Source organism: Saprospiraceae bacterium, from assembly GCA_016715965.1.
Taxonomy (GTDB): Bacteria; Bacteroidota; Bacteroidia; order Chitinophagales; family Saprospiraceae; genus Vicinibacter.
Genome location: JADJXG010000001.1, coordinates 657047 through 674094, shown reverse-complemented (window position 1 = coordinate 674094; position 17048 = coordinate 657047). Strand labels below are relative to the sequence as shown.

8 protein-coding genes are annotated in these 17048 nt (G+C 41.7%); 1 reads left to right on the top strand and 7 read right to left on the bottom strand.

The window, feature by feature from the left end:
* The first annotated feature begins 221 nt into the window (after positions 1–221).
* Complete coding sequence (locus IPM48_02505) at positions 222–4280, top strand: gliding motility-associated C-terminal domain-containing protein (GenBank protein ID MBK9270442.1); 4059 nt, start codon at positions 222–224, stop codon at positions 4278–4280.
* Between the two features lie 42 nt (positions 4281–4322).
* Here the strand turns inward: IPM48_02505 and clpB are convergent, their stop codons facing one another.
* From clpB to IPM48_02470, 7 genes are all read right to left on the bottom strand, one after another.
* A complete protein-coding gene (gene clpB, locus IPM48_02500; GenBank protein ID MBK9270441.1) occupies positions 4323–7052 on the bottom strand; it encodes an ATP-dependent chaperone ClpB in 2730 nt (909 codons plus the stop codon).
* Between the two features lie 171 nt (positions 7053–7223).
* Complete coding sequence (locus tag IPM48_02495) at positions 7224–8006, bottom strand: hypothetical protein (protein ID MBK9270440.1); 783 nt, start codon at positions 8004–8006, stop codon at positions 7224–7226.
* On the bottom strand, positions 7996–9042 hold the full coding sequence (locus IPM48_02490; GenBank protein ID MBK9270439.1) for a hypothetical protein: 1047 nt from the start codon (positions 9040–9042) through the stop codon (positions 7996–7998). Before IPM48_02490 ends, IPM48_02495 begins: the two co-directional genes overlap by 11 nt.
* 266 nt (positions 9043–9308) lie before the next feature.
* On the bottom strand, positions 9309–13196 hold the full coding sequence (locus IPM48_02485) for a gliding motility-associated C-terminal domain-containing protein (GenBank protein ID MBK9270438.1): 3888 nt from the start codon (positions 13194–13196) through the stop codon (positions 9309–9311).
* A gap of 231 nt (positions 13197–13427) precedes the next feature.
* Positions 13428–14048 (bottom strand): T9SS type A sorting domain-containing protein, encoded by a 621-nt coding sequence (locus IPM48_02480; protein MBK9270437.1) that lies wholly within the window; start codon positions 14046–14048, stop codon positions 13428–13430.
* 690 nt (positions 14049–14738) lie between these two features.
* Positions 14739–15368, bottom strand: a complete 630-nt coding sequence (locus tag IPM48_02475) for a hypothetical protein (protein MBK9270436.1) — start codon at positions 15366–15368, stop codon at positions 14739–14741.
* A 145-nt stretch (positions 15369–15513) separates the two neighbouring features.
* Entirely contained in the window at positions 15514–17046 is a 1533-nt protein-coding gene (locus IPM48_02470) for an aldehyde dehydrogenase family protein (GenBank protein ID MBK9270435.1), read from the bottom strand.
* Positions 17047–17048: the final 2 nt, after the last annotated feature.

Here is a 17048-nt window from a genome sequence, read left to right as displayed (position 1 = left end):
TCCGCTTCATATATGCAAACTGATACAGGCCAAAGTTCAAAACCAGAGCATTTACTTCCAACTATCCTGATTTCATTCTTTTATCATTCCAGCCATAGATTTCGGAGCTCTTTCATCTACTAGCAGTGGATGATTTCTACCCGTTAAATTTTGAATGAAATCCATACCACTCCATCCGGATTTTTTTATCTTTGTTCGTGCTCCAAATAAAATGGATCGGATTGCTACTTTTTTTTGTGTCTTATATCGGGCAGGTCAATTCTCAAAACCACAGCCCTTGCGGTCCAAGTCCTGTGCCCCTTTCAGAAGATTGTTCAGGGGCATGTGTGGTCTGTGATTTAAATGGAGTTTCAGCCCGAACGACCAATGGAGTACAAGGCCAATCGCCGCCGGGTTATTGCACCATGGTCGTGCACAGCATGCAGTGGCTGGCTTTTGTGGCAGGTTCTCCCAATCTTTCCATCAACGTGGCAGTATCCGGCTGTACCCAAAACAACGGAGTTGAAATGGGTATCTATGCCTCCATGGATTGCAGCAGTTTCAATTTGGTATCCAACTGCAATACCAACATGTTCAACAACCAGACCTGGCCATTTACCACCACAACTGCCCTTAAACCAGGCTGCGTCTATTACCTGGTATGGGATGGCAATGGACCCAATTCTTGCAATGTATCGATGACCGTTACTGCCGGAAGTACAAGAGCACCTGTGCCAAACACAAGTGGCCCGATTACAGGTAAGACACTCGTCTGTGCCGGAGAGTCGGCAAGTTATCAGATAGATGAAATTTTTGGGGCCTGTGAATACGAATGGCGTGTGGAAAATGGTAGCATACTTAGAGAAAATGGCAACCAGGTGGATGTCCTTTGGGATTCCCCGGGTACAGGAAAAATATGTGTTAAGGGAAAAAATGTTTGCCATGAGGGAAATGAAGTTTGCCTGGATGTATTGATCGGGGACGATTCTCCCCCCACCGATCTGGGTCCATTTTATGTTTGTCCCGGTCAGTTTCACAGGATTGGATCGCAAAATTTTGGAGCAGGAATAACGACCATACCATATAAAAATATTTATGGATGTGACAGCCTGGTCCATGTAATCGTTGAAGAAATATTGATTGAAGATGGACTTTTAGACACCACCATTTGCTGGCCTGGAAAACTCAATATTGGCACAATCTCCATTGACAGCAGCACGCAGTTTATCCACCGCACCAAATCCAGGATTTCTCCTTTTTGCGATTCTCTTGTTTTTATTGATTTGAAGATTGTCCGTTTGCAGCCTGTTTTAAATAAATCCAGTGATTTGAGTTGTAAGGACACCCTGGTTTTGTTGTTTGTAGACTCCACGCGCACAGATTTTAAAGACATCAAAAATTACGCCTGGCTGGATCCTGCAGGTGACACGATTGCGATCAACCAAAACGCGAAAGTGCTTCATCCGGGAGAATATCAATTTGTCGTTTTTTCCAGGGACAGTTTGGATTTCAAATGTCCGGGTGTTTTCAGCATTCAGCTTAACGGCTCCCGAAAAATACCGGAATTGGTGTTAGAGGATAGCATAAAGCAATGCCCGGGTGAATGGTTGACACTGGACTCTTTTCCGATACGCGATTTGCAGAATTCGGGCGCTACACTGAGTTTTCACTTTGCCCAACCTTGTGACTCATCCAATCTGATTCCTTCGGACACCATTTTAATAGACCGGGACAGTGTCGTTTTTGTGAAAGCATCCAACGGGATTTGCATCGATGAATTGAAGGTACCGATATTTCTCATACCTAAAACTGTTGTAAGCATTCCCGAACTCAAAATATGTAAAGCAGATACATTATGGTTTGACCAAATAAATATAAACCATACCGGACCGGCACCCCTTGGTATAAATTTTTACAGTTGTCAGGACAGCAGTTGCTTGATTTCCCAAGGGTATTGGATCGGTCATTCGGATACGATGATTTGGTTGTTGCCCACAGGAGTCCCTTGTCCTGAATGGTCCTCCTTTGCAGTCGATGTGCTTTCCATTTCTGATCCGGACGTCATGATTGAAAGAAAACTTTTGTGTACGGGAACAGCTTTGAAAGTCAAATGGAATACGGATCAAAATGTAAATTATTTTTTTCAAGTGGATACTGCGGAAGCGTTTCTTATTTCTTCCGGTTTTTTGGACAGCGTTATTGCAAAAAAAGGGATGGTAAATTTTTGTCTTCTCGCTCAATTGGAACATTGTCAAATTCAGTATTGCGATTCCATCGAAATCAGAGATCCTCCGGATGCACCTGCGGGATATTGTTTTTCCACAGACAGCAGTGTGTCTTTCTTTTGGAAAAAAGATCCGAATTTTATTTGCGAGGTGTTTAATCTGAGCGGACAGACTCAGGCCATCCAAACCTCTGATTCCAGTTATTACTTTTCGGGACTGGCCAGGGGAGAGGAGGCTTTGATCCGGGTCGTTCTCAGAGACAGTCTCTGTGGAGACCAGAGTATCGAACTCAAATGTTCAGCCATCGATTGCCCTGATCGCAATATTGTGCAGCAACCGCCCAGATTGATTTGTATGGGGGATGTTTCTGACACCATTCATCTGAATCCCAGTTTGGATAAGGGCCCTGAATTGGGGCGCTGGACATTCAGAGGAACAGGTATCAGAGACAGCAGTTCAGCAGTTTTTGACCTTCAGTTGGCAGGACCCGGAATCCATACCATTCAGATCAGTTATTTAGAAGCGGGCTGTATTTATTCAGGACAACAAGTGGTAGTTGTAAGACGAAACCCCTTGGCAAAATTTGTATTGGACAGTGCCATCTGCCAGGATTCTTTTTTGTTGATCCGATTTACGGGTCGGAAAGAAGACAGCACCATGGGTCAATGGCAATTGGATGGCGGTTTTTTTCGACCATTGGGTAAAGATCTTTTTGAAGTAAAATGGGACAAGCCCGGAAAGAAAAAAATCAGACTTAGATTGCCGGAAGAATTTTGTTTGGATGAACAAGAGCAGGAAACGGAAGTTTTTGCTCCACTTGAACTTCCCGAAATTCAGTGTTACGCTACTGACACTTCCATTTCTTTTTATTGGAAAAAAAATCCGCGTGCAAAAAATTACCTCATCACCCAGTTGAAGGGCCCCAATGGATATCAAACCAGTGATACCAGTTTTCACATCAGCGTTCAGCAACCAGGCGACACGGCAGAACTAAGGGTCAGGATTTTGGATCAGGGTCCCTGCGGTGAGGTAGAATCAGAAGCGGTTTTGTGTTCAACTCCTCTTTGTCCGCCAATCCGGTTGACATTGGATACGGTCATCAGGCTTTGTTCAAAACAAATCACCGTCTTGTCAATCCATCCTTTTCTTGTTGATTCAACTTTGCCCATCAGCATTTCAGGTCCGCAATTGTCTGGTCATCTGATCCACTTTGACAGAATGGAAGAAGGAATTCATACTTATCACATTCAATACAAAAATGGAAATTGCGCTTACAGAGATAGCATTCAACTCAGTAAAATGGGGGTTCCGCAAATAAATGAAATCAGCTTTGTGCCGATACCCTGCTCGGACACTGACAGCACCGGAATAATCTCGGTTGATGAAATTCGAAGTGGGCGTCCTCCCTATCAATTTTCTTTGAATGGAATTCCATTTTTCTTTGCAAACAGATTTTCAAATTTACCAGCCGGTGATTATCAGATCTCCGTAGTAGATTCAAACGGATGTAAGACAGATACCATGATTCAGTTGATTGCTCCACAAAAAGTGAGCATTGATCTTGGGCCTGATTTGGATGTGCTGAAAGGAACACTCATCGAAATCAGATCCGACATTCTGGGTCCATATTCGAGATTAATGTGGACCGGACTTTCTCCTAGCTATTGCGATACCTGCAGAATACTGAGATTGACTGCAGAATCCGATTTGATTTTGGTGGCACATATTTCCAATGACGATGGATGCATGGATGAAGATGAAATAAGAATAAAGGTGCGTGATAAAAATATTTACGCACCCAATACTTTTTCTCCCAACGGAGATGGTGTCAATGATGGATTCATTCTGTATGGACCTGATGAAACAGCCCGCATTCGAAGCCTTGAGATTTACGATCGATGGGGAGCAGAATTATTTCATGCAGAGAATCTCCCCTTAAATGATCCTAAAAATGGATGGAATGGAGAATTCAATGGTCAAAAAATAATACCTGGAGTGTATGTTTATACCGCAAGGGTCATTTTTGACGACGGATCTGTTTCCATTTTCAAGGGGTCGCTCACTTTGGTTCGGTAGATTATTTCTGGATAAAAACGGATACCCTTCTTACGATCCGATTCAGTTCAACTCCTCCGGTTTGGCTGGTTTTTGTTTTTTAACTGCTTTTTCAAGATCTTCGGTCGCTTTGGTAAGATCATTGAGTCTTTTGATGCGATCCGCATCTTGTTTGTCCAGAGCACCTGTAGATTTACCGTTGAAGGTGAATCCTTTTTGATCCGCATCCAGGATTATTTTTTCTGCTTTGTCGATCTCGCCACTGAGCAACATTTTCGCCAGCTCATTGACGACTTCTTTTTGGATTACCCTCTTTAGTGGTCTAGCTCCAAACTGTGGCTCGAATCCGATATCGGCCAACAAATCCAAAGCCTTGTCGGATATTTCAAAAGTAACACCCTGCTCTTTCAGATTTTTAGTCAATCCTTTCAATTGCAGTTTAGCAATTTTTTTGATCTCCTCTCTGGTAAGTGGTAAGAACATGATTTTGTCATCTATTCTATTGAGAAACTCTGGCCTGAGTGTTGACTTTAATTTTTCAAAAACTTCGATGCGGGTCGTTTCGATGATTTCAGTTCTGTGTTTGTCACCCACCGCCTCGAGGTCTTCGAAATTTTCGAGGATTATTTCTGAACCCATATTGGAAGTCATGATGATGATGGTATTTTTAAAATTGGCAATTCTGCCTTTGTTGTCGGTCAACCTTCCGTCGTCCAATACCTGCAATAAAATATTAAAAGTATCATGATGGGCCTTTTCGATTTCATCCAACAATATAATGCTGTAAGGTTTGGTCCTTACTGCTTCAGTCAATTGCCCTCCTTCGTCATAGCCTACATACCCCGGAGGAGCTCCGACCAATCTGGAAACGGAATGTGACTCCATGTATTCACTCATGTCAATACGTGTCATGGCTTTCTCATCATCAAACAAAACTTCTGCCAGGGCCTTCGCCAATTCTGTTTTTCCAACGCCAGTTGGCCCCAGAAAAATAAATGAACCAATCGGGCGATTGGGATCTTGCAAACCTGCTCTGCTTCGTCTGACAGCATCGGAGACCGCTCGTACTGCTTCTGCCTGACCGATGACCCTTTTACCCAACTCAGATTCCAAATCCAGTAATTTCTGTTTTTCCGACATCAACATTTTCTGGAGTGGAATTCCGGTCCATTTGCTTACCACTCCCGCTATGTCGTTTGAAGTTACCGTATCGGAAGTAAACCGGGTTCCTTCGGGTAGAGCTTTCAGTTTTTCTTCGGCTTCGTGCAAGAGGCGCTCCTGTTCTTTCATGTCGCCATAACGAATTTTAGCGACCATCCCAAAATCAGATTCTCTTTCTGCCCGATCAGCTTGAATATTTAATTCATCGATTTTCTTTTTGATTTCCTGAACTTCATCGACAATTTCTTTTTCAGCTTGCCAGGCCGCTTTGACAGAAGCGAGTTTTTCCTTTGCATTGGCGAGTTGTTCTTCGATGTATTTTATTTTGGTATTGTCCTTGTCTCTTTTGATGGCCTCTCTTTCAATTTCAAGTTGTCGCACTTTACGGTCCTGTTCGTCCACTTCGTCAGGTACACTGTCCAACTCCAATCTCAATTTGGCACAAGCCTCATCAATCAGATCGATGGCCTTATCCGGCAGTTGACGGTCCGAAATATAGCGGTGAGAAAGTTCGGCAGCTGCAATCAATGCTTCATCCAAAATTGCGATCTTGTGATAAACTTCGTATTTGTCCTGAATTCCCCTTAATATAGAAATGGTATCTTCCACAGAGGGTTCGTCGATGATGACCGGTTGAAATCTTCTGACCAGGGCCTTGTCATTTTCAAAATATTTTTGATATTCATCGAGGGTTGTGGCACCGATCATGTGCAATTCTCCCCGAGCCAAAGCGGGTTTTAAAATATTGGCTGCATCGATGGAGCCGCTTCCACCTCCAGCACCAATCAGCGAATGGATTTCGTCAATGAATAAAATGATTTTTCCATTGGACTCATTGACTTCTTTGATGACGGCTTTAAGCCTTTCTTCAAATTCTCCTTTGTATTTGGCACCCGCGATCAATGCCGCGAGATCGAGTGTGAAAATGCTCTTGTCTCTCAGATTTTCGGGCACGTCTTTCTCAACGATCCGCCAGGCGATTCCTTCTACAATGGCGGTTTTTCCCACCCCGGCTTCTCCAATTAAGATGGGATTGTTTTTCTTTCTTCTTGAAAGTATATGCAGGATTCGTCTGATTTCTTCGTCCCTGCCGACGATGGGATCCAGTTTGCCCGATTCAGCAGCTGCATTCAGATTGACAGCATATTTATTTAAAGCATTGTATTGTTCGTCTCCTCCGGGTTCTTTTACATTTTTTCCTTTGCGCAATTCAAGGATGGATTGCTTCAGATTTTCAAAATTGATCTGATTGGATTTGAGAATTTTTGAAGCGGGGTCATTGGTTTTCAGGAAAGCCAGCAGAATAAGTTCCAGCGAAATAAATTCGTCTTTAAATTCCTGCATGAGTTTTTTTGCTGCTAGCAATACCTGGTTGGCCTCATTGCTGAGGTATTGTTTGTCGGCAGATTGAACCCTCGGAAGTTTTTTAATCTCAGCATCGAGTTCAGATTTTATTTTCGAAAGTCTTGCACTTGATTTTTGGAATAAAAATTCAACGAGCTGCTCGTCTGTTTCGATGAGTCCTTTTAAAAGATGGACACTGTCCACCACTTGCTGTTCTTGATTTTGGGCGATTTGTTGGGCTCGCAGGATGGCATCCTGAGCCTTCATGGTAAAATTTTCGTAAGTCATTTTTTAATGTTCTATGCTAGGAATACACAAGCTACATCAAATTCCTGACCAGTTGAATTTTTATGCCAAAATGTCACATTTTGTAATTTATTCCTGACGTTTTTTGTAAAATATCCAATAAATGTCAGATTATTAAATCAAGCGGTGAATGATTTTTAGAATAAATTAAGACTATTTTTTCATTCTGTAATCTTCCTTTTTCAATAAATTGAGGGTGAGTTTGCTGGACGCATCGTGATAGACCAGTTTGATTCCACCATTTTCAGGATTTTCGAAAAGCAGGTCCGGAAGATCAAAAACCAGGGGCTTGGTTCCACTAATTTTATTGGACTTGTTTGATACAATTTTGCGAATAAACCGATGGTCATCGTCGTGTTGATTTACATGTACGATATAATGCTCTTTGGCGTTTCGGCTGCTTTTGACCTTGCCGCTCAGCATTCCTTTAAACACTCTGACTTCTCTGTTAAAATGATATCCTCCGTGTTCTTTTCTGAAAGTTTCTGTGGAGTCGCTGTAATAAAAAATCTTGGACCTTTCGTAGATGGAGTCTTTGATAATTTTTTCAGATAGCAGGAAGTAAATTTTGCGATTGTTTTGACTGGTTAATTCGACCCAGCGGAATTTGTGATATCCCACAGCAGGGCTGACGCAGGGATTGTTTTCCGGATCCAGGTTGAGTGTATAGCCTCTGGTGTTTCCATTTTCAACCTGGCATTCCGGATATTTCCCAACAAAAATTTTGACATCCATGATCTGATCTTCAGATTTTGACATTCTTTGTTTTTCAGACATCTTATGTGGAAGAAATCCGACAAGCGGAGATTTTTCCTCACCGGTGACTTTATAAAGTGTCCCCAGTACGTCGTATTGTTCTTCCGTAAAATGCCTGATACTGCAGGAGTTCATGACACCGAGCAGGATTAATAATGGAAACAGACTGTTATTTTTCATAGAGTCGGGAATTATAAGTGGCACCAAAATAGAGTCTTGTATCATCGCGGTTGGGATGCAGGATAAATCCCATGCCGGCGTGAATGATGTCCTGCACTCCAAAGATCAGTTTTCTACCATTCTTTTTCTCTTCTACCAGAGATCCAATCACACCCATATCAAAGGATACAGGATAGATATTAGGCCAGGAAACCTTAAGATTATAGGCAGACGAATTATATAATTCAGAAGTAAAATACTTACCTAACTTTTTATGTGCCGACTGACTGTATTTGGGTATGTTCATCCCGAGCACATTGCTAAGTTCGTAAAGCAGGGGGGTGTAGCCCGTAAACTGATCAAAGGTAAGTTCGACATAATTTTGAGAATACACAGGTCCATCCACTTGTTTGGGGTGTACCAGAATGCCTCCGCCTCCGGTCCACCAACGGTCCATATTGTCTCCTGATCCAAGGTTGGCGATGGGAGGACCTCCATCGTTGTAATAGAAAATGGTAAAACGATCAGCAGCAGTAATGTTGATAGCACCCACTGTTTGGTTGCGGTGGTGGTTATTGAGAATATAATTACCGCTAAAGACAATGGCGTGGTTAAATTCATGGCGCAAATTGTAGGCAGAAGAATTACCAATGGTTCTCAGGTATTTCATGTTACCGGATTTCTGAAGACCAAATCCTGCAGAGAATGCGTTGACTAGATCGATCTGCACATCATAATCGAGAGGATCCTGGCTATTGCCCAGGGACCTTGAATAAAGACTCAGGGTAGGGCCGTAGGCAAGTATCCAATGCTTGCTCTCCAGATTGACCAAACCGCTGACAAATAATTTGATTCCTGTATTTCCACTTAGGAGTTGTCTTCCGAGTCCGGATCGGTTGAGCAATCCCCTATAAAGATTGACGTTGGCCCCGATTCTGATCTCATAAGTAAAGCGGCGGGGTTGGGGCTCTGTCCCTTGAGCATTCAAATCATTCTGCGGGCTGATGAGACTCAAAAGGACTAAGTATACTGAGGCAGGGGATAGCTGTGTTTTCATCTTGGAGGACTTTGCAGTAAAGATAAAATAAATTTGATATCTTACAAGCAAGTGTAAAAATGAATGGAAAATTAAGCCTTGCTGAATAGAATTTTTAAACACCATAAGTGTGTATCATGAAACTTTGACGAGAAATAAATTGGAGACTAACTATTAAAATTCGGAAACTTAGAATATTGGACTTTAAGTGGTATAAAAACGCTCATCAGGACTCTTTCAGAGTCGGTCGGCTTTCTCCAGTTCAGTCTCCTTCTGGTCCTTTCTTTTTATCTCAGCACCGTCAAATCTCCCTTCACCGTCAGGTATCCACCATCCTTGAGCGCAAGTTGCGCATGCCAGGTATAGACACCGGGGAGGACAGGTTGATTTTTGAAGCGGCCGTCCCAGCCCTGGGTAGGATCGTTGGGGGAGAGATTGTGTTTTTGCCAGACGAGGCTGCCCCAGCGATCGTAGATGGACAGGGTGGCGATGGAGGCGATGCTGTGGAGATTGTCGTAGATGGTAAATCCTCCGCTGATGCCACCGGGTATGAGGACGTTGGGATAGTAAATGCCGGTTTCGTTTTGGATGAGGAGGACGAGGCGGTGGATGGAGTCGCATCCAAAACCGGAGGAATATTTTTCTTCATAAATTCCGGAAGAAGAATAAGTATGGTTATTGACCGGCCAGAGGTAGTCGGAAGGACTGATGACGCTGTCTGTGTGGATGAATTTGGAATGGATGAGAAGATCCAGGGTGATGCTGGAGTCACAGCCCCGATGGGTTTTTAATAGTTCGGTGTAGATGCCGGATTGGTCCAGGAGTTTGTTGGCCACCGGCCAGAAGTAGGGATCGCAAAGTTCTATTTTTTCTTGTGAAGAATATTCCGGAAGGCGAACAAAATTCAGTATGAAGAGAGAATCGCAACCCGCGGAGTTGATGAAGTTTTTTTGGTAATGTCCTGATTGGGTATAATTCTGTCCGTCCTGATTCCAAAGAAAAGGATCGCAGGAAGAAACAGAGTCGATTTGTCTGGAAGAAAGAATGGATAAATTCAAATGGATGGTCGAATCGCAACCTGCCTGATTGGAGATTTTAAATGGATAAATTCCACTTTCTTTTAAAACCTGTCCATCAAAAACCAAACTGTCACAAGTTGATAAGGAAATATTGGCAGAACTTGATTTTAAAATTTCGAGATCGAGGGAGATGCTGCTATCGCAACCAAACTGATTTTTGGTGGAGAAAGAATAATTTCCACTTTGATCATAAGTCATCCCATTCCAAACATAGCGATCGCATGCGGAATGAGTGATCGACAGTTGATGGGATGGAAGTATGACAAGCTCCAAAACCGCCGTGGAGTCGCAGCCTTCGCTGTTTTGTGATTTGAATTCGTAGTTGCCGGATTGGGTGTAAGTATTTCCATTCCAGCTGTATAAATCGCAGGTAGAAACCTGAGAAAGAGATTGCGTGGATTGCAAAATAGTCAGTTGCAATGTTGCGATGCTATCACAGCCATTGCGATTCTGTGTTTTGAATTCGTAGTTTCCGCTTTGTGTGTATGTGTTTCCATTCCAGGTATAAGCATCGCATGAATTCACATTTTCAGTCGAATTGCTTGATTGCAAAATTTCCAGATTTAAGCTGACGATGCTGTCACAACCATTTTGTGTTGAAGCGGTAAATGCATAAATTCCGGATTGGGTGTAGGTATTTCCATTCCACTGATATCTGTCGCAGGCCTGATGTGAGATTTGTTGTCGGATGACGGTGTCTATCGTCAGATTTAAAATGACGGTACTGTCGCAACTGTATTGCGATTGGGTTTGGAATGTGTATTTACCGGATGTGGTGTAATGATTTCCATTCCAGAAATACTCATGGCAGGCCTGTTGGGATATTTCGATATTTTCGGAAGGGTGAATGGTGAGATTAAGTCTTACCATGCTGTCACAACCATGCACTGTTTGTCCTATATGAGAATAAGTTCCTGATGCAGTATAAGTTTGTCCGTTCCAATCGTATTGATCGCAGGCGCTGATGTTTTGAGTTTCGTTGGTAGAAAGATTAATCGTTAAATTTAGACTGTGGATGCTGTCACAACCAAATTGAGTCAGTGAGGTATCCGAGTAAATTCCTGACTGAGATAATGTCTTTCCATTCCAGTTGTACTGATCACAAACTTCAATACTTGACTGGCGATGGATGGTTTGGCTGAGGCTGAGATCCAGCAGGACAATCAGGCTGTCGCAGCCGCTTTGATTTTCCTGAACGTGATGATATCGTCCGGCATCGTAGATCGTGGTATCGTAGAACACATATCCGGATCCCTCGCAGACATTCTGTGTATCACGCCGGATTTGTGGTAGTTCGATGGTGTAATAGAAATTATCGGTATAATCGCATTCCGGTTGATCGAAGTGGGTCGAATCAAAAACCCCGGCTCCATTTCTGCGGGTATTCACCACCAGATAAATGGATCGAATGCTGCTGTCTGCCACAAAACTAAAACTCAGATCTCTGAGCGTATCTCCGGGAAAGATCGCCTGACCGGTATAATACACTCCCAGGGTATCACCGACATTCTCAGGATTGCTTGCATAAAAGCTCACCGGTAGTCCGCTGTCCGCGAGCCTGGAGGCATCCCTGCGATTGTGCAGATCAAAGCTCACTGTAAACCGATTTGTCAGGGGATCATAATCCACACAGTGGATCAGTCCTGTTAGTGATGCTGCAGGAACTTTGTAATAACCATTGGAATCGAGTAGCGACTCCTGCTGCATAAAATTGTTATACTTTCCACCCATATACGTCGCCTGATTCTTTTGCACGCGAGGTACCGTCAGATCGTCGTTGATCTGGAGTGGATTATAGGCGTATTGATTCCAGACAGATCGGGCTGGGGCCCAGTGCTGGCCATCGGGAGGGCCGAAGACGGTTAGTTTTGAATCGCTGTAATTGGTGGAATTTGAACACATTACACAAATTTTTGCTTCTCCGGTATTGTCTATATTTGCAACAATAGGAAATTCGTTGTATGTTGGTGATAAACAATCTGCTTGACTTAAAACTATTGGTAAATTACCTGACCCATTTATAATTTTCAATTTCGTCATGTCACGGTAGATAATTTCTTGAATGCCATCACCATGAAAGTCAAAAAGAGATATTCCAGTACTTCCAGAAGTATCAGTAGTAACAAAGTTCCAATCTTGTCGAAGCTGACTTGATCCAGTGTAACTATAAGAAATTAATAGGTTTGGGCGGCTTAATAAAATACTCGGAAGATTGTTTTTTCGGAGCTTACCAATTGTTGCGTGTGAAATATAATTGCCACTAGATCCAATAATAGATGTTGGAGGAGTAGCTCTAGCAAGTAATCTAGGAATTCCAGTGTCCAAATAGTATACATACAGAATTGCATTATTTGCATCACCTGGTACTGTAACAATAACGTCCAATATTCCATCTGAATTAATATCGGCAATACTTGTAGGCCCATCCAAATATTGCCCATTAAGAGAAAAATTAATTGGAATCATTTGGTTTCCGATCAGTCCATTCACATTACTTATAAGAACTTTATAAATAGTATATCCAGCAGCCAATTCAAGATTTAATGAATCATTATCCAAATTTGCCGCTATTGAAATTGGGAAATGGAATCTATTTTGATAATCTCTACCATTTCCAAAATTACCACCTTCACAAATTTGAACCCCAGTTGTCGCATTGAATATTTTGTTACTTAAATAAACTTCAGGTATTCCATCTTGATTGAAATCTGCAACTCCAATACTTGCGCTACTAATAGAATTAAAATTTAATGTTTGATCAGATATCCAAACAACAGTTCCATCAGTTTTATAACAAATCAGCCTATCCTCAATTGGAGTTGGAAACATTCCACCAGAAGGTCCATGATGACTGATAATTTCCGGGATAGAATCGTTATCGATATCAACAAAAACTAAGTTAGAGATTCCTGAATAGCTTACATATTTTGGGAAACTCCATTTAATCTTGACTGTTTTAGAATCAAAAATCAATAAAGAATCAGCTAAATATGATTTAGTCACAATTTCAGGAATACAATCATTGTCTAAATCAACAACAAATGGAATGTAATAAGGGCTAATTGATACTTCACTTTCAATTTTTTTTTCAAGCATTGATGAAGATGAAGTAAATACTTCCATAATAAAGCATAAGGTTGTGTCAAAACGATCATTAAGGCATAAGTAGGCTTGACAAAAGATTTGAGTTGAGCTGATTCCAAATATGAGGAAAACTAGAATTATTTTCAGAATGCTTTTCATTTTTATTCCATTTTAAGAATCTGGTAAAAGCGTGGAAAATAAAATAAGCGGATGAATTCTTTCATCCGCTTATTTTAAATTAAACTATTGTTGAAAGAATTTTACAGTTCTAGATTCTCCTTGGAAATTCTTGTAATTTAAAAAATATACTCCTGGACTTAGATCAGCTGAAAAGCGGTAATAAGGCCCAGAAAATGAAGCTTTTTGAATTAATTGATTTGTGATATTATAGATTTCAAATTCCGTAAATTTCATTTTTGATTCTATGTTAATTTCCCCATTTTTTATTGGATTTGGAATGATTCTCAATTCAAAATCATTTAAACTATTACTTACTCTAGACGAACCGCCACCTTGAAAATCATCTTCATCACAATCCAAATAAGGAATAAATATACGCTTGTAACATGTTGGAGTATTACAGAGATAAATTGTTAAAAAAATGTCATCAGTATATGGTCCTAAGAGAAATGAAGTCAATGAACCCTGATAATTAGCACCACCTTGAACTCTGTAACAAAGATTAGCTGAATTTGAATTTTGTACATCTATTTCAACTGAAAATTCACCATCGTCGCAAATATATTCTTTAACATAAACTTCCAGCTCACAATCACTGCCAGTGGGGCAAGGCTTAGGTGGGCAAATTGTGTGTATTACATTTTGAAAAGAATAATTTAAATTGTATTTGTAATGGTGTAACATCATTTTAGTTTGGATTTTATCAAATCATTTTTCAAATAGCCCAATCATTTTGAATAGACGCCTTTATGAGGTCATTCGCTGTAAAGATAATCAAATCTGTCAAAAAATTACCAATAATGCTAGTAAAATAGTGAAAACCCTTAGAACAAAAGTTATATGGAGTTTGCTAAAGTAGTTGAATTTTTGAATTATTTTCGGTGGGGTACTTGACCCTACACAAAGTTCTTTGTTTCTGCTCTTTTCTAGTTGGGTATTTTTCCAAGAGGACTTTTCAAGGTTTGGTTTAGAGCTGGTTCGGTTGAGGATTAAGAGCGGAAGCTCAACTTAAAAATATGCCTGGCCTGCTAAACAACCTGGCAGATAATAAATGTATTGAATCAGGCCGCTCTAAACCAATTTAAACCATTTGCGAAGAAATTCCCGGCTTATAATTAAGGAATATTTGCTCAAGTATAATTCAAAGTTTTTTCTTAATTCCTTTTGCATAATTTATGGCGCCAATGGCGGTATCTCTGCGTCCTTACTATATATTATATTCTCTAATAGACGCTGAAAGCGTACCCTTCGCGGAGATTAGGACGCTTTAGCGTCCCTTCGGTTTTTACATAACGCCGTTGGCGTCATCTTCGATTTCCAAATTGACTAATCCCACCTACTGCGTTGGGGGCACGCGACTAATTCTCCAATCGACTACTTACCCTTCGTCCTGTAGGGCAACTTCCGACTTGCGTAGCTCATCAAATTCTCAACCAATCGGGCAGGAGAACTACCCACAGAACCTGAAACGGTATGCTCAAAATTCCAGACCACTGATTTGGTTTTTCTATCATAAATACCGAGCGTTACATCTGCTTCATTGGTCGAGCCCCAGACTCCCACCAAAAGTCCGAGTGCGATGGCGCCTCCTTCGGACATCGGCTTGGACAAGGCAAAATTGGAAGTGATGAGCGCATCCACTTCCAACAATTCACAGATCTCGTCAGGAGTTAATGGGTTGCTGCCATAATGACCAGCTTTTTGTAATTTGACTTGGGTAGTTTCGATGTCCAAAACATTGACAGAAATTCTGCCCTGCATTTTGCGTTTGAGCATCCAATTCGAAATTTCCTGATGAAAATTGTTTGATTCTGTTTTTTGTTGTTCTTTAAGTGCTCCAGCATCCACTTTCTTTTGTGCCGCAATGGAAACTTTTGGTGGAGCAATGGCAACGATTCTATGGGAGGCAACACTTGATTCCAATTGCGGACTTTTGTAAATTCTAGCGCAACTTGCAAGCAAAATAACAACGGAGACCAATGTAAAATGCAGATTGATTTTCATATTTTGTATTATTTTAAAACAAAGGTAAAGCATTCGCTATGGATGATAAATGTTGTCAAGAGAAATTAAGTAAATCTTAAAACGAGAATGTCATCCCCGAAATTGTAGTGCCATTTATCCTCTTAGATATTCAAGATTTTATTTTTTAAAATTCAAATTTAATCCCTTGCGCCAAAGTCGGTTTGTCGCTATAGCTGATTGTATTTGTCTGACGCCTCATATAAGCTTTCCAGGCATCAGATCCTGACTCTCTTCCTCCTCCCGTTTCTTTTTCTCCGCCAAAAGCGCCACCGATTTCAGCACCGGAAGTGCCGATGTTGACATTCGCTATGCCGCAATCTGATCCCTCATGGGACAAAAATTTTTCAGCTTCTTTTAGACTTTCTGTCATGATGGCCGAAGACAATCCCTGTGGCACCTCGTTCTGAATCCTGATGGCATCATCAAGATCTTTATATTTAAGCAGATAGAGAATCGGTGCAAAAGTTTCATGACGGACGATTGGCATATCGGTGCGGACCTCTGCAATACAGGGCTGTACATAACAACCACTTGAATATTCCGGACCTTGAAGGACTGCAGCTTCAATCAAAAAACTTCCTCCCTGTTCTTTGATTTTTTGAACCGACTCCAGATACAATCTGACGGCATCCTGGTCAATCAAAGGCCCAACATGATTGGATTCGTCCAAGGGATTTCCAATTCGCAGTTGACTGTATGCCTGTTTTAATACAACGCAAACCTGATCGTACACGGATTCATGGATGATCAATCTTCGCGTCGAAGTACAGCGTTGTCCTGCAGTGCCTACTGCTCCAAAAACGATTGCAGGTAAAACTTGCCGGAGGTTGGCAGATGGGCTGATGATGATGGCATTGTTGCCGCCGAGTTCTAAGATACTTTTTCCAAATCTTTCAGCGACGGTCATTCCAACAGACTTACCCATGCGCGTAGATCCGGTGGCTGAAACCAAGGGTATTCTGTGGTCTTTGCAAATCCATTGTCCAACTTCTGCTGATCCATTTACCAAAATGGACAAGCCGGAAGGTAGATTTTGTTCGCGGATTAGTTCTGCAGTCATCTTCTGTACAGCAATTCCGCAAAGGGGTGTTTTCTCGGATGGTTTCCAAATCACGGTGTTTCCACAAACCCATGCCAAAGCCGCATTCCATGACCAGACTGCGACCGGAAAATTGAAAGCAGAAATGACACCTACCACACCGAGTGGATGCCATTGCTCATACATCCGGTGATCCGGTCTTTCTGAATGCATGGTAAGGCCATACAACTGCCGGCTTAATCCGACTGCAAAATCACAGATATCGATCATTTCTTGCACTTCTCCAAGTCCTTCCTGATAGGATTTTCCCATTTCGTATGAGACCAGGGCGCCGAGTGACTCTTTATTTTCTCTCAGTTTATTGCCCAACAATCTGACAAATTCACCTCTTTTAGGCGCAGGTATTTTTCTCCAGGAGAGGAAGGACAAATGCGCTTCCTCCACCAAACGATCGTATTCTTGTCTGGATGTGATTTCCACTTCCCCAATCTTTTGTCCATCCACCGGAGAAAAGCTTTCTATCAATGCAGATGAATTGGATCCAAGTACTGTGGATGACCAGCTTCCTGCCTCTTTGGATTGGAGTCCCAGAGCGCTCAAATATTGTGAAATATTCATGT

Coding starts and splice junctions, on each gene's coding strand:
- IPM48_02495 (MBK9270440.1), bottom strand. CDS start 8,006: ATGAAAAATAACAGTCTGTTTCCATTATTAATCCTGCTCGGTGTCATG.
- IPM48_02475 (MBK9270436.1), bottom strand. CDS start 15,368: ATGAAAATCAATCTGCATTTTACATTGGTCTCCGTTGTTATTTTGCTT.
- IPM48_02480 (MBK9270437.1), bottom strand. CDS start 14,048: ATGTTACACCATTACAAATACAATTTAAATTATTCTTTTCAAAATGTA.
- IPM48_02485 (MBK9270438.1), bottom strand. CDS start 13,196: ATGCTTGAAAAAAAAATTGAAAGTGAAGTATCAATTAGCCCTTATTAC.
- IPM48_02470 (MBK9270435.1), bottom strand. CDS start 17,046: ATGAATATTTCACAATATTTGAGCGCTCTGGGACTCCAATCCAAAGAG.
- clpB (MBK9270441.1), bottom strand. CDS start 7,052: ATGACTTACGAAAATTTTACCATGAAGGCTCAGGATGCCATCCTGCGA.
- IPM48_02490 (MBK9270439.1), bottom strand. CDS start 9,042: ATGAAAACACAGCTATCCCCTGCCTCAGTATACTTAGTCCTTTTGAGT.